The 25134-nt window shown below is 65.2% G+C and carries 27 protein-coding genes; 13 read left to right on the forward strand and 14 right to left on the reverse strand.

The annotated features are described in order from the left end of the window. Positions 1-9 precede the first annotated feature (9 nt). The 3 genes from NKI95_RS17725 to NKI95_RS17735 all read left to right on the forward strand — a co-directional run bounded on the left by NKI95_RS17725 (position 10) and on the right by NKI95_RS17735 (position 2769). Positions 10-714 carry an ROK family protein gene (locus NKI95_RS17725; protein ID WP_352718455.1) on the forward strand — a complete coding sequence of 235 codons (705 nt, stop codon included), beginning with the start codon at positions 10-12 and terminating at the stop codon, positions 712-714. 164 nt (positions 715-878) lie between these two features. Then, on the forward strand, positions 879-1343 hold the full coding sequence (locus NKI95_RS17730) for a Ros/MucR family transcriptional regulator (RefSeq protein ID WP_292657166.1): 465 nt from the start codon (positions 879-881) through the stop codon (positions 1341-1343). Positions 1344-1527: 184 nt separating this feature from the next. After that, on the forward strand, positions 1528-2769 hold the full coding sequence (locus NKI95_RS17735; protein WP_352718457.1) for an MFS transporter: 1242 nt from the start codon (positions 1528-1530) through the stop codon (positions 2767-2769). Positions 2770-2851: 82 nt separating this feature from the next. On the opposite strand, the gene NKI95_RS17740 is transcribed toward NKI95_RS17735, so the two are convergent. From NKI95_RS17740 to hemC, 6 genes are all read right to left on the reverse strand, one after another. Continuing rightward, positions 2852-3568 (reverse strand): glutamine amidotransferase, encoded by a 717-nt coding sequence (locus NKI95_RS17740; protein ID WP_352718458.1) that lies wholly within the window; start codon positions 3566-3568, stop codon positions 2852-2854. Between the two features lie 18 nt (positions 3569-3586). Further along, a complete protein-coding gene (locus NKI95_RS17745; RefSeq protein ID WP_023678200.1) occupies positions 3587-4066 on the reverse strand; it encodes a tellurite resistance TerB family protein in 480 nt (159 codons plus the stop codon). Between the two features lie 39 nt (positions 4067-4105). Beyond that, complete coding sequence (locus NKI95_RS17750) at positions 4106-5722, reverse strand: heme biosynthesis protein HemY (RefSeq protein ID WP_352718460.1); 1617 nt, start codon at positions 5720-5722, stop codon at positions 4106-4108. 7 nt (positions 5723-5729) lie between these two features. Next, on the reverse strand, positions 5730-7220 hold the full coding sequence (locus NKI95_RS17755; protein ID WP_352718462.1) for a COG4223 family protein: 1491 nt from the start codon (positions 7218-7220) through the stop codon (positions 5730-5732). Positions 7221-7715: 495 nt separating this feature from the next. Further along, entirely contained in the window at positions 7716-8432 is a 717-nt protein-coding gene (locus NKI95_RS17760) for a uroporphyrinogen-III synthase (RefSeq protein WP_352718464.1), read from the reverse strand. A gap of 1 nt (position 8433) precedes the next feature. Next, on the reverse strand, positions 8434-9360 hold the full coding sequence (gene hemC / locus NKI95_RS17765) for a hydroxymethylbilane synthase (protein WP_352718467.1): 927 nt from the start codon (positions 9358-9360) through the stop codon (positions 8434-8436). Positions 9361-9464: 104 nt separating this feature from the next. On the opposite strand from hemC, the gene tsaD reads away from it, so the two are divergent. The 6 genes from tsaD (at position 9465) to NKI95_RS17795 (ending at position 13605) form a co-directional block, all read left to right on the forward strand. Beyond that, positions 9465-10550, forward strand: coding sequence for a tRNA (adenosine(37)-N6)-threonylcarbamoyltransferase complex transferase subunit TsaD (tsaD, locus tag NKI95_RS17770; RefSeq protein ID WP_352718534.1), 1086 nt, complete (start codon positions 9465-9467; stop codon positions 10548-10550). Beyond that, positions 10547-11557 (forward strand): NAD(P)H-dependent glycerol-3-phosphate dehydrogenase, encoded by a 1011-nt coding sequence (locus NKI95_RS17775; protein WP_352718469.1) that lies wholly within the window; start codon positions 10547-10549, stop codon positions 11555-11557. The genes tsaD and NKI95_RS17775 overlap by 4 nt, the downstream gene beginning before the upstream one ends. A 26-nt stretch (positions 11558-11583) precedes the next feature. After that, the gene (locus tag NKI95_RS17780; protein WP_352718470.1) at positions 11584-11880 is read left to right on the forward strand and encodes a YciI-like protein; all 297 of its coding nucleotides are present in this window, start codon (positions 11584-11586) and stop codon (positions 11878-11880) included. Positions 11881-12061: 181 nt separating this feature from the next. Then, a complete protein-coding gene (locus NKI95_RS17785; RefSeq protein WP_352468158.1) occupies positions 12062-12487 on the forward strand; it encodes an EVE domain-containing protein in 426 nt (141 codons plus the stop codon). Continuing rightward, a complete protein-coding gene (locus tag NKI95_RS17790; RefSeq protein ID WP_352718473.1) occupies positions 12484-13140 on the forward strand; it encodes a class I SAM-dependent methyltransferase in 657 nt (218 codons plus the stop codon). The genes NKI95_RS17785 and NKI95_RS17790 overlap by 4 nt, the downstream gene beginning before the upstream one ends. Before the next feature lie 48 nt (positions 13141-13188). After that, positions 13189-13605, forward strand: coding sequence for a DUF1761 domain-containing protein (locus NKI95_RS17795; RefSeq protein ID WP_352718475.1), 417 nt, complete (start codon positions 13189-13191; stop codon positions 13603-13605). A gap of 3 nt (positions 13606-13608) precedes the next feature. Here the strand turns inward: NKI95_RS17795 and gcvA are convergent, their stop codons facing one another. Further along, positions 13609-14529, reverse strand: a complete 921-nt coding sequence (gcvA, locus tag NKI95_RS17800; protein ID WP_352718477.1) for a transcriptional regulator GcvA — start codon at positions 14527-14529, stop codon at positions 13609-13611. Positions 14530-14691: 162 nt separating this feature from the next. On the opposite strand from gcvA, the gene NKI95_RS17805 reads away from it, so the two are divergent. After that, on the forward strand, positions 14692-14937 hold the full coding sequence (locus NKI95_RS17805) for a hypothetical protein (RefSeq protein WP_352718478.1): 246 nt from the start codon (positions 14692-14694) through the stop codon (positions 14935-14937). 109 nt (positions 14938-15046) lie between these two features. On the opposite strand, the gene NKI95_RS17810 is transcribed toward NKI95_RS17805, so the two are convergent. Then, the gene (locus NKI95_RS17810; protein ID WP_352718537.1) at positions 15047-15583 is read right to left on the reverse strand and encodes a L,D-transpeptidase family protein; all 537 of its coding nucleotides are present in this window, start codon (positions 15581-15583) and stop codon (positions 15047-15049) included. 144 nt (positions 15584-15727) lie between these two features. Between NKI95_RS17810 and NKI95_RS17815 the strand changes: the two genes are divergently transcribed. Next, a complete protein-coding gene (locus NKI95_RS17815; RefSeq protein ID WP_023680479.1) occupies positions 15728-16411 on the forward strand; it encodes a response regulator transcription factor in 684 nt (227 codons plus the stop codon). A 125-nt stretch (positions 16412-16536) separates the two neighbouring features. Beyond that, positions 16537-16992: a Crp/Fnr family transcriptional regulator gene (locus NKI95_RS17820; protein ID WP_352718480.1), complete on the forward strand. Its 456-nt coding sequence runs from the start codon at positions 16537-16539 to the stop codon at positions 16990-16992. A 142-nt stretch (positions 16993-17134) separates the two neighbouring features. Here the strand turns inward: NKI95_RS17820 and NKI95_RS17825 are convergent, their stop codons facing one another. From NKI95_RS17825 to NKI95_RS17850, 6 genes are all read right to left on the reverse strand, one after another. Beyond that, entirely contained in the window at positions 17135-18028 is an 894-nt protein-coding gene (locus NKI95_RS17825; RefSeq protein WP_352718482.1) for a sugar phosphate isomerase/epimerase family protein, read from the reverse strand. 110 nt (positions 18029-18138) lie between these two features. After that, positions 18139-19077: an ABC transporter substrate-binding protein gene (locus tag NKI95_RS17830; protein ID WP_352718484.1), complete on the reverse strand. Its 939-nt coding sequence runs from the start codon at positions 19075-19077 to the stop codon at positions 18139-18141. A gap of 85 nt (positions 19078-19162) precedes the next feature. Beyond that, the gene (locus NKI95_RS17835; RefSeq protein ID WP_502909187.1) at positions 19163-20140 is read right to left on the reverse strand and encodes an ABC transporter permease subunit; all 978 of its coding nucleotides are present in this window, start codon (positions 20138-20140) and stop codon (positions 19163-19165) included. A gap of 20 nt (positions 20141-20160) precedes the next feature. Continuing rightward, positions 20161-21705 (reverse strand): sugar ABC transporter ATP-binding protein, encoded by a 1545-nt coding sequence (locus NKI95_RS17840; protein WP_352718489.1) that lies wholly within the window; start codon positions 21703-21705, stop codon positions 20161-20163. Continuing rightward, on the reverse strand, positions 21702-23081 hold the full coding sequence (locus NKI95_RS17845) for an FGGY-family carbohydrate kinase (RefSeq protein ID WP_352718492.1): 1380 nt from the start codon (positions 23079-23081) through the stop codon (positions 21702-21704). The genes NKI95_RS17840 and NKI95_RS17845 overlap by 4 nt, the downstream gene beginning before the upstream one ends. After that, positions 23078-23860, reverse strand: coding sequence for a DeoR/GlpR family DNA-binding transcription regulator (locus tag NKI95_RS17850; protein ID WP_352718494.1), 783 nt, complete (start codon positions 23858-23860; stop codon positions 23078-23080). Before NKI95_RS17850 ends, NKI95_RS17845 begins: the two co-directional genes overlap by 4 nt. A 229-nt stretch (positions 23861-24089) precedes the next feature. Between NKI95_RS17850 and NKI95_RS17855 the strand changes: the two genes are divergently transcribed. Beyond that, complete coding sequence (locus NKI95_RS17855; RefSeq protein ID WP_352718496.1) at positions 24090-25133, forward strand: class II aldolase/adducin family protein; 1044 nt, start codon at positions 24090-24092, stop codon at positions 25131-25133. Position 25134: the final 1 nt, after the last annotated feature.

The raw sequence follows: 25134 nt of genomic DNA on the forward strand, positions 1-25134 counted from the left end.
GCGAAAGCGGTGGCCAAAGCGGTGAAGCAACAGGCATCGGACGAAGAAAAGATCGTGCTTGCGATCGATATCGGCGGCTCGCACGTCAAGATCCGCACCAGCGCCGGCGGCGACGAGCGCAAGACCGCTTCCGGACCGGAGCTTACGCCGCAGCAGATGGTCGCGGCGGTGAAGACGCTGGCCGAAGGGCTGCAATACGATGTCGTCTCGATGGGCTATCCGGGTCCGGTGCACCACAACCGGCCTTTGACCGAACCCGCCAATCTCGGCAAGGGCTGGGTCGGCTGCGATTTCGCCGCTGAGTTCGGCAAGCCGGTGAAAGTCGTCAACGATGCGCTCATGCAGGCCATCGGCAGTTATGAGGGCGGCCGCATGCTGTTCCTTGGCCTCGGCACCGGCCTGGGGGCTGCGATGATCGTTGATAACGTCGCCCAGCCGATGGAGCTTGCCCATCTTCCCTACAAGAAGCGCGGCAGTTTCGAAGACTATGTCGGCGAACGCGGCCTGCAAAAGCGCGGCAAGAAGAAATGGCGCAAACACGTCTTCGACGTGGTCGACCGGCTTCGCGCCGCCATGCAGCCGGATTACGTGGTCATCGGCGGCGGCAATGTCGATGAACTCGCTGACCTGCCCGCCGATTGCAGACGCGGCGACAACACACGCGCCTTCGAGGGCGGATTTCGACTATGGCGCGACAAATCCCTGATTATCTGATATTGCTGATTGTCTGATATTATCGAGCACCGGCTCAGGGTTGTTAATCCCGCGCTGCCGTTAGTATTATTATTCAAAATAATGTGTGACGTGGTGCGGCGTCATTGCATTGCGCAGATTTGCCGACTAGGAATTTCTGCGACCCCCACGGACGGAGAAATAGATTGATCGACGACAGCAACAACGCTCGCAAGGACATCGACCTGCTTGAGCTGACCGCCCATATCGTGTCCGCATATGTCGAGAAGAACCGCTTGCCGGCTTCCGGCCTCGGCGATCTCATCGCCAGCGTCAGCGCCTCCATAGGCGGGCTGGGGCAACCGGCAGTGCCGGTCGCCGCGCCGCTGACGCCTGCCGTCAATCCCAAGAAATCGGTGACGCCGGACTACATCATCTGTCTCGAGGACGGCAAGAAGTTCAAATCCTTGAAGCGCCATATCGGCGTCCATTTCGGGCTGACGCCCGACGCCTATCGCGCCAAATGGGGCCTGCCGTCCGACTACCCGATGGTCGCTCCCAACTACGCGGCCTCGCGTTCGCAGCTCGCCAAGGCGATCGGCCTCGGCCGCAAAGCCGCCCCGCCCGCGCCCGTCAAGGGCAGGGGCAGGAAGGCCAAGGCGACGGCCTAAAAGCGTTCGGATCAGGTCCGGTTGCTCCGCCAGCGGCAACGCCCGGCGGAGCGGAAATTGTTGATCCAGGCCGGATTTTTGCGCGCGCCCTGCGCCGAACTGGGCTAAAGGCTCTCTTGGCCGGACCAGCGCCCATCGTGGAAGTGCCCCGCCGGCCGACATCGCCGCCACGGGGCCTTATTCCATGACCACAGAATCCCAAGTACCATCCGACCAGCGCTATGCCGCCTTTCGCCACCGGCCGTTCCTGAGCTACTGGGCGGCGCGCTTCCTCTCGACATTCTCCACCCAGATCGTGTCGGTCGCCGTCGGCTGGCAGATCTACGACCTGACCCGCGACCCGTTCGACCTCGGCCTTGTCGGCATCGTCCAGTTCCTGCCTTCGCTGCTGCTGGTGCTGGTCACCGGCGACGTTGCTGATCGTTTCGGGCGCCGGCTGATTATGGCGCTGGCTGTGCTGGTCGAGGCGGGCTGCGCCTTGGCCCTCCTGCTGTTGACGCTGCGCGGCCTCTCCGGGCCGATGCCGGTCTTCATCGTGCTCGCCATGTTCGGCATCGCGCGCGCCTTCTTCGGGCCGGCCTCCTCATCGCTGTTCGCCAATCTGGTGCCGCCCGAGGATTTCGCCAACGCCATCGCCTGGAATTCGTCCGCCTGGCAGACGGCAACCATCGTCGGGCCGGTCGCCGGCGGCCTGCTCTACGGGCTTTCGGCGGAAGCCGCCTACACCACCGCGGCCGTGCTGATGCTCATCGCCGCCGTGCTGATCTTCACCATCCCGAAACCTGCCCAGCGCAGCCGGACCGACAGGCCGACGGTACAGACCCTGTTCGCCGGCTTCGGCTATATCTGGAACGAAAAGATCGTGCTCGGTGCCATTTCGCTCGATCTGTTCGCGGTGCTCCTGTCCGGCGCCTCGGCGCTGCTGCCGGTCTACGCGCGCGATATCCTCGAACTCGGCCCGTGGGGGCTCGGCCTGTTGCGCTCGGCGCCGGGCGTCGGCGCCATCTGCGTCGCCATCTGGCTGGCCGGACACCCGATCCGCAACCATGCCGGCCTTGTCATGCTCGGCTTCGTTGCGCTGTTCGGCGCGTTCACCGTCTTGTTCGGCCTCTCGACCATCACCTGGCTGTCGATCGCAGCCCTTGCCCTGCTCGGCGCCACCGACATGTTCAGCGTCTATATCCGCGAGACGCTGATCCAGCTGTGGACGCCGGACGACGTTCGGGGCCGCGTCAACGCTGTCAACCAGGTGTTTGTCGGCGCCTCCAATGAGCTCGGCGAATTCCGCGCCGGCACCATGGCGGCGTTGATCGGCACGGTTCCGGCCGTGGTGGTCGGCGGCGTCGGGGCGATCGCTGTCGCCGGCCTATGGGCGGTGCTGTTCCCGCAGCTGCGCAAGGTGCGTCATCTCAGGGGACGAAACTAAAGCGCGACGCGCTCTAGTTCGTTTGTTTGTGCATGTCGTTATCCCAATACCGCTGCACACTTTTGGGCGACATGCACTGATCTCACCGCAGCGCCGGCTTGCCAAAAATCATCGGCAGGAACTCGCCGAGCCAGCGCTTGAGGTGCATGTCCCAGATCAGCCGGCCGCCGAGATGGTCGCGGCCGGGCTGGGCGCCGGGCAGTCCGAAGCGGTGAGCGCCGCGCACCACCCAGCGCTGCATCATCGCCCGGGTCAATTCGCCATGGAACTGGATGCCCCAGGCATTGTCGCCATAACGGAAGGCCTGGTTGGGATAGGTTTCGGCCGTCGCCAAAAGTGTCGCGTCCTTCGGCAGCGAAAAGCCCTCGCGATGGAACTGATAAACCATCTCCGGCCAATGCATCAGCCTGCTGCCCGCTTCGGTCGCCTTCAGCGGATACCAGCCGATCTCGACGAGACCCTCGCCATGACCCTCGACCCTGCCGCCAAGATGCTTGACCAGCATTTGCGCGCCGAGGCAGATGCCCAGCAGCGGCCGGTTCTCGTTGAGCGGAATTTTAAGCCAGTCGGTCTCGCGGCGGACGAACTCGTCGCCGTCATTGGCGCTCATCGGCCCGCCAAACACCACGGCGCCGGCATGGCCATCCAGCGTCTGCGGCAAGGCCTCGCCGAGCGGCGGGCGGCGGATGTCGAGATCGAAGCCTTCCTCGATAAGCATATGGCCGACCCGCCCGGGGCTCGAATGCTCCTGATGCAGCACGATCAGGATCTTTGGTCTCGGGCTTGGCTTGGGCGGCATTGGAAGGCGGGATCCTGTCTATTCGTCGCTTGACGTTCCGGCAGCACCTGGAGCCGCGGCCGCCGCCTTGAGGCGCGCCTCGACACGGTCGCGACGTTCGACGCCGATCAGCTCGGCGACCCGCCAGACGGTATTGTCCTCGAGTTCGTGCAGCTCGCCATCGGCATAGACGATCTCCCACATCAGACCGATGAAGGCCTTTCGCGCCTCGGCGTCGAGATGGCGCTTGAGCACGCTGGTGAAGGCGTAGAGGTCGATCGCCTCATTGTCGGCCCGCTCGCCGGCAGCCGCCAACGCATCGAGTTCGTCGCCGCTGATCGAGTAGCTTTCCGCCAGCACCTTCTTGAACCGCTCCCATTCGGTATCCTGGCGCACCCCGTCGGCGTTCATCACGTGGAAAAGCAGGGCGGACGCCGCAATGCGCGGATCGTCGGCGCTGGGGCTGGCGCCACCCCCGGACGGCAGATCCCTTAGAAACGACAGAACGCGTTCGAACATCAAATCATTCCCAATAAGCCCGGGTCCACTCGACCCTGATCAGAACAAACGAAACCGGCGCGTCGATTTATCCGCCGCGTCGTCGGGATCGACGCCGGGGTCGTCGGGCAGCCGCGTCAATTCCTGCGCCGGCTCGACGGCCTCGGCATCTTCCGGCACCGCGGCAAACGCCGCCGCGGTGACCGGTGTCACATGATCCTCGCCGGCACGGTTTTCCGGCCTCTCCTCGGTCGCCGCGCTCGGCGTCTCGGCAGCAACCGCTGTGGGCTCGATCGCCTCGGCTGTTTCCTCCATCGGCTTAGCTGGAGCCGCGATGGCCGGCACCGGTGCCTCCGGCGTCTCTTCATGGCTGTCGATCAACTGGCCAAGCCGCTCCATCGGCGCCCGCCATTCGAACGCGTCGAGCCTGCCGGTGATCGGCGATACCGGAGCCCAGCGTTCGGAGACGACGCCATCGGCGACCCAGGCCGGGTCGCGCGGCGCCCTCACCGCCTTCGACAGCAACTGCCGCACCTTGCCCTGGTCGCCGGTTTCGGCCTCCTCGATATCGGCGAGCAGCAGATAGGCGCCTTCGCGGCGATCCATTCGGATGGCGGCTTCCGCCTCCCGACGGGCGGTTGAAAAATCCTGCGCATCGAGCGCGGCGCGCGCCACGGCAAGCGAGGACTCGGCATGGTTCTTCTTCAGGTCCTGCAGCTTCTTTGCCCGGTTCAGCCGGTCGAGCACGGCATCGCCCGGCCTGGCATGGGTATAGAGCTCGGCGATCTCGGGATGCGGCTCGGCCTTCCACGCCGCCTCGAGAATTTTCGAGCCCTTGCGCACGTCGTTCTGCCGAAACAGCAATTTCGCCGCGACGACCGCCGCCGGCGCGAAATCCGGCCGCAGCCGGTTGGCTTCGAGCGCCGCCATCCGGGAGGCATTGGCATCGCTGTCGATCAGCGCCTGCGCCTTGGCGGTGAGCAGCACGGCGCGGCGTCGGTTGGCCGCATCGCGCTCGATCTGCCGGGTCGACTTCTGGGCGTCGACCAGTTTCAGCGCACCGTCCCAATCGCCACGGCCGGTCAGGTCTTCCAGCGTCGATTCGGCCGCCCAGGCCAGTTGCGGCGCCACCGCCGCCGCGCGGCCGGCATAGTGGCGGGCTGCATTGCGGTCGCCGAGCCGCTCGGCCTCGAGGTAAAGCCCGCGCAGGCCGAGCAGCCGCATTTCGGGATCGTCGAGCATGGTCTCGAATTTTTCACGGGCGCCCTCATGGTCGCCTTCGAGCAGCGAGGCCTGCGCGTCGAGCAACTGGATCAGCGGCTCCTGGTCGGAACGGATCAGCTTTGCCGCCTCCTTGGTCTTCTTGCGGGCGAGCGCGCCATCACCGGCACCGGCCGCGATCATGCCGGTCGACAGCGCCTGGTAGCCGCGGTCGCGGCGACGCACGCGGAAATAGCGCGAGATCGTATAGGGGCTGTTCCACAGCGCCTTGACCAGCCACCAGACGATCATCACCGCGGCAACCACGGCGACGACCGCAACCGCCGCGACCATCAGGCTGACCTGGTATTGATAGCCGTTGAAGGTGACGAGCATTTCACCCGGCCGGTCGGCCAGCCAAGCGAAGCCGAGCCCGAGCGCAAAGACGACGGCGAGGAAGGCGAGGATGCGGATCATTGGTTCCTCACGCCTTCATCGCGCCGGCGATGAGCGACTCGATCTGCATCTCGACCTCCATCCGCGCTTTCAGCTTGCCGGCAAAGTCGGCGCCGGCGGCCTTGGCCGCGTCAGGCAGGGTTTCGTATTCGCTGAGCGCCTTGGCGTAGTCGCCCTGATTGACCGCGACCTCCATGCGGGCGACGGTTTCCTGAACGCCGGTGCCTTCGACGGCGCCGATCGGCCTGACCTTGACCAGCGATTCGGCGCTCGACAGCAGCTTTTGCAGGATGCCGGCATTCTGGTCGACGGGCGTCGCGGCAGCGACCATGGAGTTGGCGGCGGCGTCCGCGTCGGCGGCGATCTCGGCCCGCGTCGGGACGCCCTTTTCGGCATAGGCGCGCAGCGTCGCGATCTCGGGTGCATGGGGTGCGATCGCGGCAAAGGTTTCGAGCTCGGCGGCGAACGGCGCACCACGGTCGAGCGCTGCCTTGAGCGCCGAGGCGGCAATGGCCAGCGCGATCTTCGGCTGGGAAGCCTGTGCATCGACCTTGCCCGAGAGCTGTGAAACCGACTGTTCCAGGGCCGCAAGCCGGCCTTCCTGCGCCTTTGCCGTGTCGCCGGCGGATTTCACCAGCGCGTCGAGCGCGGCCAGCCTTTCGTTGAGCGGGCCGAGATCGACGGGCGCCGTGCCGCCGGCCTTGCCGAGGGCCGCGACCGCCGTCTCGATCTGCCGGACCTTGTCGCCAAGTGCTGTCACCCCGGCATTGTCGCCGGCGCCACTTTGCTCGACCGCCGACTTCAGCGCCGCAACGTCCGCCCTGACCTGGTCCAGCGCCGACGACAGCCCGTCCACCTTGGCCGATGCGTCATTGTTGGCGCCGGCCTGTCTGAGGTCCGCAACCTCGCGTTTCAGCGAAACGATCTCACCATTGACCGCGTCGAGCGACACGGGGCCTGACCCCGGCGCACCGAGCAGACCGGCAAATTGCAGCCCGCCGGCCGCGGCGAGCGCGATGACGCCGCCGACAATACCGGCGGCGATGCCGTTGATGCCGCTCCGCTTCGGCTGCGCTGCCATGTGGTCGTCCCTCGTCTCAGCTGGGTTCTCGCCGGAGCTCGGGGTCCCCGGTCCGCTGGCCCTGGTTCCGCTGGATGCATCTTCGAAACTGTAGTCGGAAGCCGTGGAGCGGCCGGCCGGCGCATCCGAACCGGTGGGATAAGGGGTTTCCGCTTCCCTGGTAGAATCGGCGCCGGCATCCGCCGGCTCTTGCGTGCCAGCCCGCGCGGCTGCGTCGGCATGTTCCCATGGCTCGAGATCGGTCTGGTCGGCATGCACCGGCTCTTCAGGCGGCTCCGGCTGCGAGGCATTCGCCGCTTCCTCGGCCCGCGCCTCGTCAGTCTGCGAGGTCGCGACATGTTGTTCGTCGGCGACTCGCGAGACGGCGCCAGGCTCGAGCTCGATGGTCACCGGCTCGCGGCGGCTCTTGGAATGCCGCATCTTCGGCGTCTTGACCATGCTCGGGCTCCGCAAAATTCGCTTCGGATGGTTTGAAAGGGTCTAGCACATCACCAAGCGGTGAAAAGGGGCGGCGTGATGACGCCACGGCTTGGAGTTCAGTTTTGGCAAAACGCCGCAGCGGTTTTGGGAAATGCCATGCGGGGCCAGAAACAAAAAACCCGCCTCGGCGGCGGGTCGTTGGGGCGAATCAGCACCATGGGTGATTTTCTAGCATAGCTGCCGGCACAAAGCAAGAACAAAATGTGGCTCGAGGGCAATCGTCCATGTTGGCGCTGCCCCTCATCGCCCTGCCGGGCACTTCTCCCCGTATAGTGACGGGGAGAAGGGGCTGTCACGAGTCTCGACGCTTCTTCTGCAACGCTGGAGGTTGGCGAAATCCTCGGCGAAGGCACCCCTCTCCCCGTCACCATACGGGGAAAGGATGCCGGCAGGCAGGTGAGGGGCGGCGCCAACGTTTGGAACAAGCTGGCACAGAGCAGCGGCGGATGGCAGTCAGCGCGACGCCTGCAAAAGCCCCAGCACGGCATCTTCGCTGGGCTTAGGCGCAATCCGGATCCTTTCGCCGGCGACCTTGCCCAGGACCGCGGCGATGCGCCCCGACAATGCGAAAAAGCGCGTTTTTTCAAAAACACTGCGCAGCGCCGGCCGGCTAGTCAAGGCCTGCATCGCCATGGCCGCCTTGGCCGAATAGAGCAGCACCGCCTCGACCGGCCGGGCGGACAGGCGCGCAAGCACGGCCTCGTCGGAATAATCCAGCGCAACGGTGTCGTAGGTCTCGACGGCGCGGACCTGAACGCCCGCCGCCTGCAGCCGCTCCTCGAAACCCGGAAACCGCACCCGCCCGCAGAGATAGACGATCGTCTGCCCGGCAAAACCACCAGCAAGTGCATCGGCCAGCGCCTCGGCATTTCCCGGGCCTTCGCTGACCGACATAAACCCGGCAGCGCGGGCGGCTTCCGCCGTCTTCCTGCCGACGGCGTGGCACGGCAAGCCGGCGAGCGCCGCGATCACTTCTTTCGGCGCATGCAGAAGGGCGTTGGCGCTGGTGACCGCGACCGCCGCGGCGGCGTCAGCGAGCGCGCCGGCGTCGACCGGCAGCGCCAGCGTTTCGGTCAGCGGCAGCAGGATCGGCTGAAAGCCGGCATCCGCCAGCCGGCGCCCCGTGCGCGAGGCGCCCGGTTCGGGCCTCGTCACCAGGACGCAGAGCATGTCAGGTCCAGCCGTCGAAGAATGTTTCGCCGGCCTTGGCCCGAACGGTCGCGGCGGCTTCCGCGCCAATGCGCGCCGCCTCCTGCGCCGGCCCTTCAAGCCTGACTTCATGCGACTGCGTGCCATCGGGCGAGATGATCAGCCCGGCAAAGGAAACCGTTCCGCCCGATATCGTCGCATGGCCGGCGATCGGCGTGCGGCAGGAGCCGTCGAGCGCCGCCAGGAAGGCGCGCTCGCAGGCCAGCGCCTCGCCGGTCGGTCCGTCGTGGATTGCCGTCAGCATCTGTTCCACGTCGCGGTCGCCGATGCGGCTTTCGATGCAGATCGCGCCTTGCCCCGGCGCCGGCGGAAAGACGTCGAGCGGCATCAGGTCGGTGACGACGTCTTCGAGCCCGAGCCGCTTCAGCCCGGCATAAGCGAGGATGGTGCCGTCGGCGATGCCGTCGTCGAGCTTGCGCAGCCGCGTCTGCACATTGCCGCGGAACATCACCACTTCGACGTCCGGCCGCATCCGCCGGATCAGCGCCTGGCGCCGCAGCGACGACGAGCCGACCCTGGCGCCTTGCGGCAGGCCGGCAATCGTTCGCGCCGCCTTGCCGATGAAGGCATCGCGCGCGTCCTCTCGCGGCAGGAAGGCGGACAGTTCCAGCCCTTCGGGCAACAGCGTCGGCATGTCCTTCGACGAATGCACGGCGATATCGATGCGGCGCGCCAGCAGCGCCTCCTCGATCTCCTTGGTGAACAGGCCCTTGCCGCCGGCTTCCGACAGCGGCCGGTCCTGGATGCGGTCGCCGCTGGTCGAGATGACGACCACCTCGAACGCCTTGGCCGACATACCGTGCGCGGCCATGAGCCGCGCCTGCGTTTCATGCGCCTGCGCCAGCGCCAGCGGGCTGCCGCGTGTTCCGATTTTCAAGGTTGTTTGCATGAATCGCCGTCCGTGATAACCCCCGGCAGATCGAGGCCGTTTTCCGGGCTTTCTCCTATCGGGGAAAGGCCGGTTGCACAATCATCGAGGACAGCGACGAATTGATCCGCGTTCTGGGCATCGAGACGAGTTGCGACGAGACCGCCGCCAGCGTGGTGGCGCTGGACGGTCGCAGCACGCCGCAAATCCTGTCGAACATCGTGCTCAGCCAGATCGAGGAGCATGCTGCTTTCGGCGGCGTCGTGCCGGAGATCGCCGCGCGCGCCCATGTCGAGGCGCTCGACGGCATCATCGAGGCAGCGCTGGCCGATGCCGGCGTCGAGCTCGCCGACATCGATGCGATTGCCGCCACCGCCGGTCCCGGTCTTGTCGGTGGGCTGATCGTCGGCCTGATGACGGCCAAAGCAATCGCCGCGGCAGCCAAAAAACCGCTGATCGCCATCAACCATCTCGAAGGCCACGCGCTGACGGCCAGATTGACCGACGGGCTCGGCTTTCCCTACCTCTTGCTGCTGGTCTCCGGCGGCCATACCCAGATCGTCGCCGTACGCGGCGTCGGCGACTACCAGCGCTGGGCGACGACGATCGATGACGCGCTTGGCGAGGCCTTCGACAAGACGGCCAAGATGCTCGGCCTGCCCTATCCGGGCGGACCGAATGTCGAGCAGGCGGCGGCAAATGGCGATGCGGCGCGTTTTGCGTTTCCGCGCCCGATGAAGGGCTCGGCGCAGCCCGATTTTTCCTTCTCCGGCCTCAAGACCGCGGTGCGCCAGGCGGCAACCGCGATTGCCCCGCTGAGCGACCAGGATGTTGCCGATATCTGCGCCTCGTTCCAGGCGGCGGTGGCGGATGCGCTGGGCGACCGTGTTGCGCGGGCGCTGACCCGGTTCCGTCAGCAATTCCCGGACAAGGCCGAGCCTGCGCTGGTTGTCGCCGGCGGCGTCGCCGCCAATCGGACCATCAAGGCGACATTGCAGGGCCTGTGCGAGCAGGCCGGGTTCAGCTTCGTCGCGCCGCCGCTTAACCTCTGCACCGATAATGCGGCGATGATCGCCTGGGCCGGCATCGAGCGCCTGCGCGCCGGCATATCAGGCGAAAACGCGGCCGATTTCGTGCCGCGCTCGCGCTGGCCGCTGGACAGCGTCTCGGCCCCGATGGTCGGCTCGGGCCGGCGTGGGGCCAAGGCGTGACCGGCAGCGAACACAAGGCGCCAAGCGGCTGGCGCGTCGCCGTGCTCGGCGGCGGCGCCTGGGGCACGGCACTGGCGCTGGCCATGCTGCGAGCCGGTCATTTCGTCCGCCTCTATGCGCGCGACCCGGAGACCGTCGCGGCGATCGACCGTGGCGAAAATCCGCGCTATTTGCCGGGCATCGCGCTCGATCCCGGCATCGTGGCGACGAGCGACATCGAGGCCTCGCTCGACGGCGCCGACTGCGTGCTGGCGGTGGCGCCGGCGCAATCGTTGCGGATTATGCTGACGGCGGCGTCCAGCCATATGCCGAAAGGCGTCCCGCTGGTCCTCTGCGCCAAGGGCATCGAGCGCGACACCGGCGCGCTGCTGTCATCCATTGCCGAGGAAATCCTGCCGGCAAATCCGGTCGCCGCTTTGTCCGGCCCAAGCTTTGCCACCGACGTCGCCAGGGGCCTGCCGACGGCCGTCGTGGTCGCCGCCCGCGACGAGGCTCTGGCCACCGACCTTGCCGCCCGCTTTTCGGCGGAAAATCTGCGCTGTTATTCGAGCGACGATCTAATCGGCGTCGAGATCGGCGGCGCGCTGAAGAACGTCTTTGCCATTGCCGCGGGTGCCGTCACCGGCGCCGGGCTCGGTGCCAGCGCCCAGGCGGCGATGGTGACGCGCGGCTTCGTCGAATTGCGCCGCATCGGCGCCGCCTTTGGCGCCAAGCCGGAGACGCTGATGGGGCTTTCAGGCCTCGGCGACCTGCTGCTCACCTGCTCGTCCGCCCAGTCGCGCAATTTCGCTTATGGGCTGGCGCTGGGGCAAGGCAAGCCGCTCGCCGGCCTGCCTCTGGCGGAAGGCGTGCCGACGGCGGCAATCGCCGCCCGCATCGCCGGCGAGCGCCGGATCGACGCGCCGATCATCGCCGCCGTCGCCGCCATACTGGAGGGCACCATAACTATAGACCAGGCTGTGACGGCGTTGATGACAAGGCCGCTCAAAACCGAAACCGACATGTGATCCCGAACGATTGCGGAGATGGAAAGATGCTGTTTGCGTTGATTTGCAAGGACAAACCAGGAAGCCTGCAGGTGCGGCTCGATACGCGGCCCAAGCACCTTGCCTTCCTGGAAGGGCTGAACGGCGACAAGAAATTGGCCTTCGCCGGCCCGTTCCTCGACGCAGACGGCAAGCCGAACGGCACCCTCGCCGTTGTCGAGGCGCCCGATCTGGCTGCGGCAAACGCCCTGTCGGCGGCCGATCCCTATACCAAGGCAGGGCTGTTCGAAAGCGTCGAAATCCGGCAGTGGAACTGGAGTTTTAACAAACCTGTGAGTGAATGATCGTTCGTTCGCGCTGCCCCTCATCCGCCTACCGGCACCTTCTCCCCGTGACGAACGGGGAGAAGGGAGAAGCTCCAGCGCTGGCGACCCCTCTCCCCGTCCTTCCGGGGAGAGGGTAAGGGTGAGGGGCAGCGCCAACGCTGGATAGTGACAAACCGACAACGGCAACGGGACAACTGAGATGAACTACTGGCTGTTCAAATCCGAACCTTCGGTCTTCTCCTTCGAAATGCTGAAGGCCAAGGGCAAGGCCGGCACGCAATGGGACGGCGTGCGCAATTATGCGGCGCGCAACAACATGAAGGCGATGCAGATCGGCGATCTCGGCTTTTTCTACCATTCCAATGACGGGCTCGACATCGTCGGCATCGCCGAAGTCTGCGCTCTGGCCCATCAGGACAGCACCACCGACGATCCCCGCTGGGAATGCGTCGATATCCGCGCCTTCAAGGACATGCCGAAGCCGGTGACGCTGGAGCAGGCCAAGGCCAATCCAAAGCTGGCCGACATGGCGCTGGTGCGGCTCGGGCGGCTGTCCGTGCAGCCGGTGACGCCGGCCGAATGGCAAGAGGTTTGCCGCATGGGCGGCCTGACGCCGGCGCCATGACGGCGCTGACGCCGGACAGCGCCAGGAAATTCATCCTCGACAACACGGCGCTGACGGCGCCGCCGCATGTGCCGGAGATCCGCCTGCATCTGGCCGACGAGGCGCACGAACTGTGGCAGCGGACCGAGGACGAGCTGACCGAAATCGGCCTGCCGCCGCCTTTCTGGGCTTTTGCCTGGGCCGGCGGCCAAGGCCTTGCCCGCTACATCCTCGACAATCCGGCGGCGGTGCGCGGCAAGCGCGTGCTCGACTTCGCCTCCGGCTCCGGTCTTGTCGCCATTGCCGCGGCCAAAGCTGGCGCCGCGGAGGTGATCGCCGCCGATATCGACCCGTTCTGCGCGACCGCGATCCGCCTCAACGCCGAGGCCAATGGGGCCGAGATAAAATTCCTCATCGGCGACTGCATCGGTACCGATGCCGGCTGGGACGTGGTGCTGGCAGGCGATGTCTTCTACGACAAAACCTTCGCCGACAGGCTGATGCCGTGGTTCGCCGCGCTGAAGGCGCGCGGCGGCGACATCCTCGTCGGCGATCCCGGCCGCTCCTATCTGCCGAAGGCGGGGCTGGAGCCGCTTGCCGTCTACGAAGTGGCGGTGACGCGGGCGCTGGAGGACGCCGAGGTCAAGCGCACCACCGTCTGGCGCTTTGCTTGACGGCGTCGGCGAACAGGCGTTCCATCGCGCAATCGACCGGAGGGAACCATGGATTTTTCAGCAATCAATTGGCTGGCGGTAATCGTCGCCGCCGTCGTGGCGTGGCTGTTCGGCGCGGCCTGGTACATGGGCTTGAGCAAGCCGTGGCTGAAGGCCGCCAAGCTTGATCCGGCGACGATGAGCAAATCGATGCTGCCCTTCGTCGTCTCTTTCGTCGCGGAGCTCGTCATGGCGCTGGTCATGTCGCTGATCATCGGCGCCGTGACCGGCGGCGAACCGAGCCTGCTTGCCGGGGTGATCTTCGGCTTCGTTCTCTGGCTGGGGTTCGTCGCCACGACGCTTTCTGTCAACCATCGCTACGAAGGCTTCGGCTGGGATCTGACGCTCATCGATGTCGGCCATTGGCTTGGCGTGCTGCTTCTCATCGGCGCGGTGATCGGCTGGTTCGGCGCGGCGGCGGGCTGACCGTCAGGTCGGGGTCCTGGCGATTTCCTCGAGAAGCCAATCGCGAAAGGCGACGATGCGCGGATCATTCGCCGTACCTTCGGGATAGACCAGGAAATAGGCGAATTCGGGCGCGACCTTGATGCCGAGTTCGAAGGGCCGGATCAGCCGACCTTCGGACAGATCGTTTGCCACCATGGCGAAATCGGCGAGCGCGACCGCGTTGCCGTCGAGCGCGGCCTGAACGGCATCCGTCGAATTGCCGAACACGATGGTCCGGCTGTCGTCGAAATCGTCGACGCCCGCCGCCGCCATCCATATGCTCCAATTCGGCCAGGTGACGCCCTGGCGCGACCACTCGATATGGGCCAGCGTATGATGGAACAGGTCGCGCGGTTCCTTGAGCGGCGGCCCTGACCGCAGCAGGGCCGGACTGCAGACGGGAATGATGACGTTTTCGAACAGCCGGTGCGAGCGAAGCCCCGGATACTTGCCGGTGCCGAAACGGATGCCGAGATCGACGTCGTCGCGATCGAAGTCGCGCACTTCGTAGCTGATGTCGAAACGCAGCTCGATCGCCGGATGCTGCTTGCGAAAATCGTCGACGCGCCGCATCAGCCACTTCGTTGCGAATTGCGCATCGAGGGTGACCTTCAGCAGCGCCGATCCACGCGCCGTCTTCTGCGCCCGTGAGACGGCCCGGCCAAGCAGGTCGAGCGCGTCGGTCGAAGCTTCGAACAGCATCGCTCCCGCCTCGGTCAGCCGGATCGTGCGGCTGGTGCGTGTGAACAGCACGATGCCGAGCTGATCCTCGATTTCCTTGATCTGGTGGCTGACCGCTGCCGGCGTCAGGCCGAGCTCGTCGGCGGCGCGGGTGAAATTGAGGTGCCGGGCCGCTGCCTCCAGCGTCCGCAGCGCACGGGTTCCAGGCAACGGGCGCGCCATCAGTGTCAGACGAGGAGGGTTCGATCGAGCATTCCAATCCTCAAACAAAACTTGAAGATGCAGAAAAAACTACTCGTTTCCCGTTTGAATTTCAATCCGCCATGCTCTGAGCATCGAAGAAACATCAAACCGGATTTGATGTCCGGAGAAGCGGATTGCACCATGTCTGACATCGCCTTGCGCTCTGTAACCCTCCGCCCGGCCTGGCTGCGCGCCGTGCTTGACTGGCTTCGGCATGCGAGAATCGCGATCAGTCTTCCCTACGAGAATGTCGAGGATCTCTCCGATCGCCAGCTGCGCGACATCGGCGGCGAACGCAAGGACATCGCACGCGCCATGGACCGGGAACTCGGCCGGCTCGGCCTTCTCGACATAGGGTGGCAAAGGAGTAGGGGAGTAGGGGAGTAGGGGAGTAGGGGAGTAGGAAAAGCTAAGCGACGCGCCCGCGCCTGTCTTACCCCTTACTGCCTTACTGCCCTATTCCCCTATTCCCCTACTCCCTTATTCCCCTACTCCCTTACCTCACCACCCTTACCACCGTCCGCTCCGACAACAGCGGCAGCAGCCGCGCCATGGTGCGGGCTGTTACCGCGACGCAGCCTTGCGTCGGCGTGAAGCCGGGGCGCGCCAGGTGGAAGAAGATGGCGCTGCCGCGCCCGCGCCGGCGCGGCACAATGTTCCAGTCCAGCACCAGGCAGGCGTCATAGAGGTCGTCGGCCCGCAGCATCCGCTCATGGCTGGCGCCATAGGGGATTTTGACCGGACGGTTGTAGTTGCGGTCCCCAGGCACTTCGCACCAGCCGAGGTCGCGGCCGATCGGCGTCATCGCCAGCCGCGTCCGGCGGCCGCCGGCAAAATGGTCGCCGCGAAAATATCCCGACAATATCCGCATCGAGGCAAGCGGCGTGGCGCCGTCGCCCTCGCGCTTGCCGGCCGAGATGCCGCCATGCCCCAGCGCACATGGAAACACGAGTTTGCCGGCCTGCAGAAAGCCCTGGCTGGCATGGCCCGGCCGCGCGCGCACGGTGAGTACGGTGAGCCCTTTCGGCAAAATTGCGCCGACTGCATTGCGATCGTGTTTTTTCTTGTATGATCGTGCCACGGAACAAATCACTGTGAACGGCTGTTGTGCCGGTCAGCTTCCGCATAAACAGGCAGCGGTCAACTGAAATCTCTTTTCAAAACAACGGATTGATCCATGACTTCACGCACCATTCTGATCGTCGACGACGATGACGACCTGCGCGGCACCCTTGTCGAGCAATTGTCGCTTTATGAGGAATTCGATGTCCTGCAGGAAGCGACCGCCGCCAAAGGCGTCGCCACGGCGCGCGGCGGGCTTATCGACCTGCTCATCATGGATGTCGGCCTGCCCGACATGGATGGCCGCGAGGCGGTAAAGATATTGCGCAAGGGCGGCTACAAGGCGCCGATCATCATGCTGACCGGCCATGATACCGATTCCGACACCATCCTTGGCCTCGAGGCCGGCGCCAACGACTATGTGACGAAGCCGTTTCGCTTTGCCGTGCTGCTGGCCCGCATTCGCGCCCAGCTGCGCCAGCACGAACAGAGCGAGGACGCCACTTTCTCGGTCGGCCCCTACACGTTCAAGCCCAGCCAAAAGCTTCTGATCGACCCGCGCGGCGCCAAGGTGCGGCTGACGGAAAAGGAAGCCTCGATCATCAAATATCTCTACCGCGCCGACCAGAAGGTGGTGACCCGCGACGTGCTGCTGGAGGAAGTCTGGGGCTACAATTCCGGCGTCACCACGCATACTCTGGAAACTCATGTCTACCGGCTGCGCCAGAAGATCGAGCGCGATCCTTCCAACGCGGAAATTCTCGTGACAGAAAGCGGCGGCTACAAGCTGGTTCCTTAAACATTTCATTATTCAAATAAGCGATCCGGGCGGGGCGCTTTTCGGGTACGGTCCTGAGGCTGGAGGTGGTTCTGGATCGGCCTCGTAGGGGAGGAGTCGGACTGACGGTTCGGGGACATAGCTAGATGGCGCTGGATGACGACATCCGCATCCTGTCCGCCGTGAGGCTCTTCGAGGGCTTCACGCAGGAACAGCTGCGTCTGCTCGCCTTCGGCGCCGAAACCACCAAGTTGCAAGCCGACCACAAGCTTTACCGCGAGGACGACGAGGCTGATTGCGCCTATATCGTGATCAGCGGCCGCATCGTCCTCTACCGCGAGCACGATGGCGAGCGCATCCCGATCGGCACCGCCGGCCCCGGCACCATGCTCAGCGAACTGGCGCTGATCGCCGATACCAACCGGCTGACCAGCGCCTCCGCCGAAATCGATTCGGAAGTGCTGCGGCTCAGCCGCAAGATGTTCCGCCGCATCCTCGAGGAATACCCGGAGCTGGCGGTTCACCTGCACCAGCGCATCTCGGAGGATTTCCAGGCGATGATCCGCCGGATCGAGGAACTTGGGCCGCGTTTTGCCGGCTAGAGCAATTCCAGGAAAAGTGTGAAACGGTTTTCCGTCCGGAATTGCGTCAAAACAGAGAGATAGACCGGTTCTGCGGTTCCGTGAAACGACGAACCGGTCTAATGTAGCGCCTCTGGCCTAACCAGATTGGAACCGCGAGGGCTCAAGGCCGGTGCGTTGCGGAAACAAGCTCGGCCTTGCGCCGCGCCGTCTCCAGTCCGAGCGCAATGAAGCGGCGCGCATGTTTGGCCAACTTCATATTGTCGGTCCACAGATTGCGCCAGATCGCGGTTTTCCGCGACAGGTTCTCGTCGACGATTTCCGAGGAGAAGGATTCGAAGCTGAGGTCGTCGCTGTAGCCGATGGCGGTCAGCGCATCGAATATCCCGGCAAACTCGATATTGCCGGTGCCGAGGAAGCCGCGATGGCTCTCGCCGATATGGACATAGCCAATCTTCCTTGCGGCGTTGCGAATGGCCAAGCTGACATCGGCCTCCTCGATGTTCATGTGGAAGCTGTCGAGATGCAGGAAGATGTTGTCGGAGCCGCTGTCCGCGATGAAGGCCATGCCTTGCGCTGCGGTGTTGAGCAGATTGCTTTCGAAGCGGTTGACGATTTCGAGGTTGAGGGTGACGCCGGCTGATTTTGCCGTCTCCGCCACCTCGGCCAGCGTCCCGGCGCTGCGGTTCCACTGGTCGCGCGTCGGCGCCTCGCTCTGCAAGCCGTGGCTGGTGCTGAGGATGCCGGCAACCTTCTGGCCGCCGAGATCGCGGGTCAGCGCGATCGTATGTTTCAGGATTTCGACACCGTGCGCGGCAATCGTTTTGTCGGCGCTCGAAATATCACCGTCGGCCGGCAGTCCGATGCTGATCGCAACGCCGAGGCCGAGATCGGCGATCCGCTTGGCCAAGCCGTCAATGTCGACATTGGCGGGGTCGAGATAGGAGAATTCGATCAGGTCGAAGCCGGCTTCCCTGGTGTTGGCCAGCGTCCGCTCGAGGTCGCTCTGCGCCGAGCTCGCCGACCAGACGAATGAATGGATTCCGATGCGCGACATGATCGTCTCCGGTTATTCCAGCGGACCCAAATCCAAATCGGTTTTTGGCAATCCGTTGCTCAGAAAAAAAGGTGCGGCCGGTCATCCCGGCCGCACCAGGCTTGGGAGGCTTAGCGAGCCGCGGTCCAGCCCTTGTAATCCTTCAAATTGTCGGCCGTGATCAGCTTCGGATCGAGCAGCACCGTCGGCTCGGCCGGCTTCTTGCCGGCAAGCAGGTCAGCCGCCATCGTCAGCGACTGGCCGGCCATCACATAGGGATCCTGCGAAGCCGAGGCCTTGATCATCGACGTGCCGGAGGCGAGTTCCTTCTCGATATCCGGCGCGCCGTCGACCGCGGTGAAGATGAACTCCGAGCGGTTGAGCTGCTTGGCCGCAAGCTGGGCGCCGATCGCTGTCGGATCGTTGATGGCGAAGACCGCGTCGATCTTGTCGAAACGGGTCAGCAGCGACTGGAACACTTTCAGGCCGCCGTCGCGCGAGCCTTCAGCGTTCTGGTCGTCGGAAAGGATCTTGATGTCGGGGTGTTTTGTCAGCACGTCCTTACAGCCCTTGACCCGCTCCAGGATCGACGACGAGGCCGGGCCGTTGAGGATGACGTAGTCGCCCTTGCCGCCGGTGTGGTCGACCAGATACTGGCACGCCTCTTCGCCGGCCTTGACGTTGTTGGTCATCACGGTGACGTCGGCGCCCGGCGCCGAAACGTCGAAAGCGGCAACGACGATGCCGGCCGCCTGCGCCTTCTTCACCGCCGGTGCGATCGCCTTGGCATCGACGGCGTTGAGCATGATGACGTCGACGCCGGCGGCGATAAAGGAATCGACCTGCGAAACCTGCTTGTTGAGATCGTAATCGGCCGATACCGACGTCACCTGCACATTCGGGTTGATCTTCTTGGCCGCGTCCTCGATGCCCTTGATGGTGGCGACGAAGAACGGGTTGCCGAGCAGGCCGACCGAGATGCCGACCTTGTTCAGATCCTTGGCCGATGCCGGCGCGATGACGGCGGCCGCAAGGGCGACGCCGCAGAGCAGTTTAGCGATGGTCTTCATTGTTCATTTTCCTCCTTATGCCCCGCGCCTCTCACGGTGCGTTACACATGAAACCGGCTCGTTGGATGCCGGCGACTAAGGGCCATCACGTTCTTGCTCCTGCCTGGAGCCGGTAACGGTCGAGGGCGACCGCCACGATGATGACCAATCCCTTGATGATGTACTGCCAGATGTCCGAAACACCGGCGAGGATGAGTCCGTTGGACAGCACGGCGATGATCAGGCCGCCGATCAGCGTGCCCCAGATCGAGCCGACGCCGCCGACGAAGCTGGTGCCGCCGAGGATGACCGCGGCAATGGCGTCGAGTTCGTAGGACTGGCCTAGCTGCAGCCCATTGGCGGCATAGAGCCGGGCCGCCGACATGGCGCCGCCAAGGCCGGCCAGGAGGCCGGAAACGCCGTAGACGAAGAGCAGCACCAGCGGCACCTTGATGCCGGTCAGCCTGGCGGCCTCGGCGTTGCCGCCGACGGCGTAGATCCAGGTGCCGAGCACAGTGCGCTTGAGCACCAGCCAGGACAGAACGACGACCGCCAGCGCGATGATGACCAGCCACGGAATGCCGAACAGCGAGCCGTTGCCGATGAAGTCGAACGGCAGGTCCGCGTTGAACACCGTGGTGTCCTGGCCAAGCAGGCGGGCGACGCCGCGCACGGCGGTCAGCGACCCCAGCGTGACGATGAAGGGCGGCAGTCTGATATAGGCGATCAGCAGCCCGTTGATGACGCCAAAGCCGAGGCCGACGAGAATGGCGGCCGGCACGCCCAGCAGTCCCCAATCGGGCACCAGCGACACCATCACCGCCACCATCGCCGAGGCGGCAAGGATCGAGCCGACGGACAGGTCGATGCCGCCGGTCAGGATGACGAAGGTCATGCCGGCCGCCAGCACGATGTTGATCGACGATTGCTGCATGACGATCAGCAGATTGGTCTGGGTGAAAAAGCGCGGATTGATGAACTGGAAGCCGACCGCCAGCAGGATCAGGATCGGCAGCATGCCGAGTGCGGCGATGGCGGTGCGCCACCTCGTGCTTCTGCCGACCGCCCGGTCGTCCGCTTTCATCGTGTCGGCCACCTTGTCGGTCATCGCTGAGCCGCTCCCGTTGCAAGTTCCATGATCGCTTCCTGCCGCAGCGGCTCGCCCTCCGACGCCGTCACCTCGCCGGCAATGGTGCCGTCGCGCATCACCAGCACGCGGTCGGCGATGCCGATCACCTCAGGCAGTTCGCTGGAGATCATCAGGATGGCGATGCCTTTCTTGGCCAGATTGTCGATCAGCCGATAGATTTCCGACTTCGCCCCGACATCGACGCCGCGGGTCGGCTCATCAAGGATGACGACCTGCGGCTCGGTTTCCAGCAGGCGGGCGAGCAGTACCTTCTGCTGGTTGCCGCCCGACAGCGAGCCGGCATTGGCCTGCACCGAGCTGGTGCGGATGGAGAGGTCGGACACCGCCTTGGCGGCGCGCTTTTCGGCTGCCGTGAAGTCGCGCAGACCGCCGGCCTTCGCGTCCTTTGCCAGCACGCCCATGCTGATGTTGTCGGAGATCGACATGTCGAGAAACAGGCCAAGTTGCTTGCGGTCCTCGGTCAGGTAGGCGATGCCGGCATCGAGCGCCTCGCTCGGCGAACTGATGGATATCGGTTTGCCGCCGAGCTCCAGCGTGCCTGATATGTGCCTGTCGGCGCCGAAGATCAGCCGTGCCAGTTCGGTGCGGCCCGAACCGACCAGGCCGGCCAGTGCCAGCACCTCGCCTTTGTGGAGGTCGAAGGAACAATTCTTTATGAGATTGCCGTCCGACATGCCGCGCACCGACAGCGCGACGGCGCGCTTGCTGTCCGGCGGTCGGTGATCCTTCTTGTAGAAGGTCGATAGATCGCGCCCGACCATCATCGATACCAGGCGCGAGGCGTTCAGGTCGGCGTGGTCGAGTGTGCCGACATAGCCGCTGTCGCGCAGCACGCTGACGCGGTCGGCGAGCTGGTAGACCTCTTCCATGCGGTGGCTGATGTAGATGATGGCGATGCCTTGCGACTTCAGCGTCGCGATCACCTCGAACAGCCGGTCGGTCTCGCGCGAGGTCAGCGACGTGGTCGGCTCGTCCATGACGATGATGCGCGCATTGGTCGACAGCGCGCGGGCGATTTCCACCAGCTGGCGTTCGCCGAGCGACAGGCTGGCGACCGGAGTGCGCGCCGAAAAGGCCACGCCGAGCCGCGCGATGATCTCGCTGGCGCGCCGGTTGCACTGCTCGCGGTCGACGATGCCGAACCGTCGCGGCTCGTTGCCGAGAAAAATGTTCTGCGCCACGGACAGATTTGGCGCCAGCGACAGCTCCTGATAGATGACTGCAATGCCGGCGGCGCGTGCCTTGATCGGGTCGCCGGTGGCGGCAGGCATGCCGTCGATCAGGATTTCGCCGCCGGGGTCCGGCCGGTAGGCGCCGGACAGCACCTTCATCAGCGTCGACTTGCCGGCACCGTTCTCGCCCATCAGCGCGTGCAGCTCGCCGGCGTGAACGGTCAGCGACACATCGTGCAAGGCGCGGATCGCACCGAACGTCTTCGAGATGTGACGCATCTCCAGCACAGGCTGGCGCACTGTCTCGCTCCGGGCGGCGGCGCTCATCGGGCATCTCCTGCAGCTGCGCTGGCCACAGCCCGGTCGGCGGCAAGGCCGCGCCAGTGGTTGCGATAGCCGGCGAGGCCGCTGAAGCTTGCCGCATGCACCGCCTCCGGCGCCTCGGTGGCAAACTCGCGTCCGACGCTTTCGAAGGCAAGTGCGGCGGCACCGGTGGCGCTGCCCTCCAGTGTTGCGCCCTGCAGGAAGGTCTGCCCGGGCCGCAACTGCGCCAGCAACGCGGCAAGCAGCCCGCCATTGTTCAGGCCGCCGTCGACGATCACCGTATTGTCCGAATGGATCAGCTCGAGACACAGATCGAGCATCAGCGCGACATAGAGCAGCGCCATGGCCGCGCGTTCCTCGGCATTGGGCGTACGCCCGACCAGTTCGCCGCGGCGGTGCGGCATTGGGCCGCCGGGGGCGAAGCTCGGCAGCGCCATGATGCCGGCGTCGATCACCCGTTGTATCGATGACGGCGCGATTGCGCCCTGCCAGCCGGCGCTGATCGTGGCGAATTCGCGGCCGCCCATGAAGCGGATGGTCGGCACCGGGCCGCCGTCGACATCGACATTGACCAGCATGTCGCGCTCGCCATCGAGTGCATCGAGCGGACAGTCCGGATTAAGCACGACCACCCAGGTGCCGGTCGAGACCACGGTCACCGGCCCGAGCTGCTGCCGGCGGTAGGCATGGAGCGCAGCATTGCTGTCGTGGACGCCATTATGGATGGCGACTGGCTTCTCGGCCTGACCGAAGCGCTGCTCGCCGATCACCGCGCCGGCACGCTCGAAGGCGGGCATCTGGCCGCGCCAGCCCTCGGCATCGACCAGCGAGCTGAAATCGCGTTTGCGCGGCGCCCATAAATGCGAATGGCAGCCGAGATAGGACACTTCCGATACCGGCCGGCCGCCAAGGCGCCAGCTCCAATATTGGGGGTAGCCGAGGATCGATTTCGCTGCGGTGAAGGCACCAGGTTCCACCGCTTTCAGCCACAACATATGGCGTCCATAGTTGAAGCCAAGCGGCAGGCGCGGGGAGAAGGTCTCGGCAAAATCCGGAATGCGGCGATCGATTTCCGCGGCGATCTCGGCTGGCGGCTCCTGCTCGTAATCGAGGATTGGATGCGTCAGCGCCGTATCGTCGATCAGGGCGAAGGTGCAGCCATGGCCCGATACCATCAGCCCGTCCACGCCATGCCTGTCGACCGCTTCATCGATGGCGCGAGCGGCCCAGTCGTGAAGCGCTGGGTCGTCGAGCACGCTGAAGCCGCCTTTGCGGATCCAGCTTGGTTGGGTGCGGCGCTCGTCGAGAATCTGTCCGTTCTGGCCGAAGACGAACAGCTTCGAATTGGTCTTGCCGAAATCGAGGACGGCGACGTTCACTGGGCGCCTCCCGAGGAATCGGCGATCCGCACCATGACGCCGGCATCCTCGAGCATGCGCGCATCGGCGTCGGACAGGCCGTCATCGGTGACCAGCGTGCCGATCCGCGACAGCGGCAACGCCACATTGCGCGCGTGGATCGAGAGTTTGCGACTGTCGGCCAGCACGACGATCTGGTCGGCGCAGAGGCTGAGCTCGACGATCGAGCGGACCAGCAGCGGATGCGATTCCAGAAGGCCTTCCTGGCCGATGCCTTGCGCGCCGAGAAAGAACTTGGAGGCGTAGAACGGTACCGTCTGCGTCAGCGAATGGATGATGCCCGGCTCGCGGTGCAGTTCGCCGCCGGCGACGGTGAGGCTGCAACGGCCGTGGTCGCTGAGATAGGCCGCGAGAGGCATCGAGTTGGTGTAGAGCCGGATGTTGCGGTCGGCGAGCTTGACGCCGAGATGGAAGCAGGTCGAGCCGCCATGCACGATGACCGCGTCGCCGTCGCGCACCATGGTGGCGGCGAGGGCGGCGATCTGCCGCTTGGCCTCGACGGCGAGGTCGCGGTTCTCGTCATAGGGCCTGGCGTAGGCGACGCCGGCTTGCGAAGCGCCATCGAGCGCCGAGATGCCGCCATAGACCTTGCGCGCTTCGCCGGCCTCGTCGATCTTGTCGATGTCGCGCCGCACCGTCGCCGCCGACACGCCAAGCCGCTCCTGCAGTTCGCGCACCGATGCGAAAGGCCGGTCCCGCAAAAGCTCGACAATCTGGCGCTGGCGGCCGGAGTCGCTCAACCCTTACCTCCCAATGCGCTTGCCTCCCAAGCATTTTGCACCGCATTGCCATTTTGAACGGCAATTGGTGCAACTTACTCAACGCACCTCGGATTGCAAGCCTGATTTGACGCGATAACATCACTGTTGACGTAACTTACTCGCATCTGCGATACCAGCGTCGGGTCTTCGTCCCGGCACCGGGACGTCCAAAGCCGTGGCCACGCGGCCGGTTTGTGGAGGAATTTCGATGACGATCAGTGCGGATGCGCAGGAAATGGCAGCGCTGCGGTCGCTTTCGGCCGAGATCGGCAGCGACCCGCATCTGACCCAGGCCGCCGGCGGCAACACCTCGCTGAAAGCCGGCGACACGCTCTGGATCAAGGCCTCCGGCACCTGGCTGAAGGACGCGCTCACCGCGGACATCATGGTGCCGGTCAGCATCCCGCCATTGCTCGACGCCATCGAACGGCGCGACCCAGCCGCCGAACAGCCACAGGCCTTCGCCATCGGCGCCCTCAATCCACGCGGCTTGCGCCCGTCGATCGAGACCACGGTGCATGCGCTGATGCCGCAGCGCATCGTTCTGCATGTCCACTGCGTCGAGACCATTTCGCTGGCCGTGCAGGCCGACTGCGAGGCGGAGGCCGCCAGGCGGCTCGACGGCCACCAATGGGCGTATGTTCCCTATCGCCGGCCCGGCCTGCCGCTCGCCCAGGGCATCGCCGAGCGCCTGCGGCCAGGCGTCGATATCCTGATCCTCGGCAATCACGGCCTGGTCGTTGCCGCCGACACTGTCGCCGCGGCCGACATGCTGCTGCGGCGCGTGACACGGCTGTTGGCGCGACCGCCGCGCCAGGTGGCGAAAGCGGACACCACGGCATTGATGGCGCGCGCCGGCGACAGCGACTACAGATTGCCGGCCGACGTCGAGGCGCATGCGGTGGCGATCGACCCCGAAAGCTGCCGCATGGCGTCAGGGGGCAGCCTCTACCCCGACCACGTCATCTTTCTCGGCGAAGGCTCGGTCGTGGCGAGACCGGGCGAGGACGTGAAGCGCGTCATCGAGCGCTGCGGCGCCGCACCCGTGGCGATCCTGTTTCCCGGCCTCGGCGTGCTGATTCGCGGCGACGCCGGCGCCGGTGCCGACGCCATGCAGCGCTGCCTTTCCGACGTCACGGCGCGGGTCGATGTCGCGGCGAAGCTGAATTATCTGACAGCGGCGGAAAATGACGAGCTGATCAACTGGGACGCCGAAAAATATCGCCAGAAACTCAATGCCGGAGGCAGCTGAC

This window comes from Mesorhizobium sp. M0306 (genome assembly GCF_040321655.1).
GTDB lineage: Bacteria > Pseudomonadota > Alphaproteobacteria > Rhizobiales > Rhizobiaceae > Mesorhizobium.

Excerpts from the sequence above, each read along its gene's own strand:
- NKI95_RS17745 (WP_023678200.1), bottom strand. The coding sequence starts at position 4,066 with ATGTTCGAACGCGTTCTGTCGTTTCTAAGGGATCTGCCGTCCGGGGGT.
- NKI95_RS17820 (WP_352718480.1), top strand. The coding sequence starts at position 16,537 with ATGGCGCTGGATGACGACATCCGCATCCTGTCCGCCGTGAGGCTCTTC.
- NKI95_RS17760 (WP_352718464.1), bottom strand. The coding sequence starts at position 8,432 with ATGCTCTGCGTCCTGGTGACGAGGCCCGAACCGGGCGCCTCGCGCACG.
- NKI95_RS17825 (WP_352718482.1), bottom strand. The coding sequence starts at position 18,028 with ATGTCGCGCATCGGAATCCATTCATTCGTCTGGTCGGCGAGCTCGGCG.
- NKI95_RS17740 (WP_352718458.1), bottom strand. The coding sequence starts at position 3,568 with ATGCCGCCCAAGCCAAGCCCGAGACCAAAGATCCTGATCGTGCTGCAT.
- NKI95_RS17835 (WP_502909187.1), bottom strand. The coding sequence starts at position 20,140 with ATGAAAGCGGACGACCGGGCGGTCGGCAGAAGCACGAGGTGGCGCACC.
- NKI95_RS17805 (WP_352718478.1), top strand. The coding sequence starts at position 14,692 with ATGTCTGACATCGCCTTGCGCTCTGTAACCCTCCGCCCGGCCTGGCTG.
- NKI95_RS17815 (WP_023680479.1), top strand. The coding sequence starts at position 15,728 with ATGACTTCACGCACCATTCTGATCGTCGACGACGATGACGACCTGCGC.
- NKI95_RS17830 (WP_352718484.1), bottom strand. The coding sequence starts at position 19,077 with ATGAAGACCATCGCTAAACTGCTCTGCGGCGTCGCCCTTGCGGCCGCC.
- NKI95_RS17750 (WP_352718460.1), bottom strand. The coding sequence starts at position 5,722 with ATGATCCGCATCCTCGCCTTCCTCGCCGTCGTCTTTGCGCTCGGGCTC.
- NKI95_RS17795 (WP_352718475.1), top strand. The coding sequence starts at position 13,189 with ATGGATTTTTCAGCAATCAATTGGCTGGCGGTAATCGTCGCCGCCGTC.
- NKI95_RS17735 (WP_352718457.1), top strand. The coding sequence starts at position 1,528 with ATGACCACAGAATCCCAAGTACCATCCGACCAGCGCTATGCCGCCTTT.
- hemC (WP_352718467.1), bottom strand. The coding sequence starts at position 9,360 with ATGCAAACAACCTTGAAAATCGGAACACGCGGCAGCCCGCTGGCGCTG.
- NKI95_RS17780 (WP_352718470.1), top strand. The coding sequence starts at position 11,584 with ATGCTGTTTGCGTTGATTTGCAAGGACAAACCAGGAAGCCTGCAGGTG.
- NKI95_RS17790 (WP_352718473.1), top strand. The coding sequence starts at position 12,484 with ATGACGGCGCTGACGCCGGACAGCGCCAGGAAATTCATCCTCGACAAC.
- gcvA (WP_352718477.1), bottom strand. The coding sequence starts at position 14,529 with ATGGCGCGCCCGTTGCCTGGAACCCGTGCGCTGCGGACGCTGGAGGCA.
- NKI95_RS17840 (WP_352718489.1), bottom strand. The coding sequence starts at position 21,705 with ATGAGCGCCGCCGCCCGGAGCGAGACAGTGCGCCAGCCTGTGCTGGAG.
- NKI95_RS17855 (WP_352718496.1), top strand. The coding sequence starts at position 24,090 with ATGACGATCAGTGCGGATGCGCAGGAAATGGCAGCGCTGCGGTCGCTT.
- NKI95_RS17755 (WP_352718462.1), bottom strand. The coding sequence starts at position 7,220 with ATGGTCAAGACGCCGAAGATGCGGCATTCCAAGAGCCGCCGCGAGCCG.
- NKI95_RS17785 (WP_352468158.1), top strand. The coding sequence starts at position 12,062 with ATGAACTACTGGCTGTTCAAATCCGAACCTTCGGTCTTCTCCTTCGAA.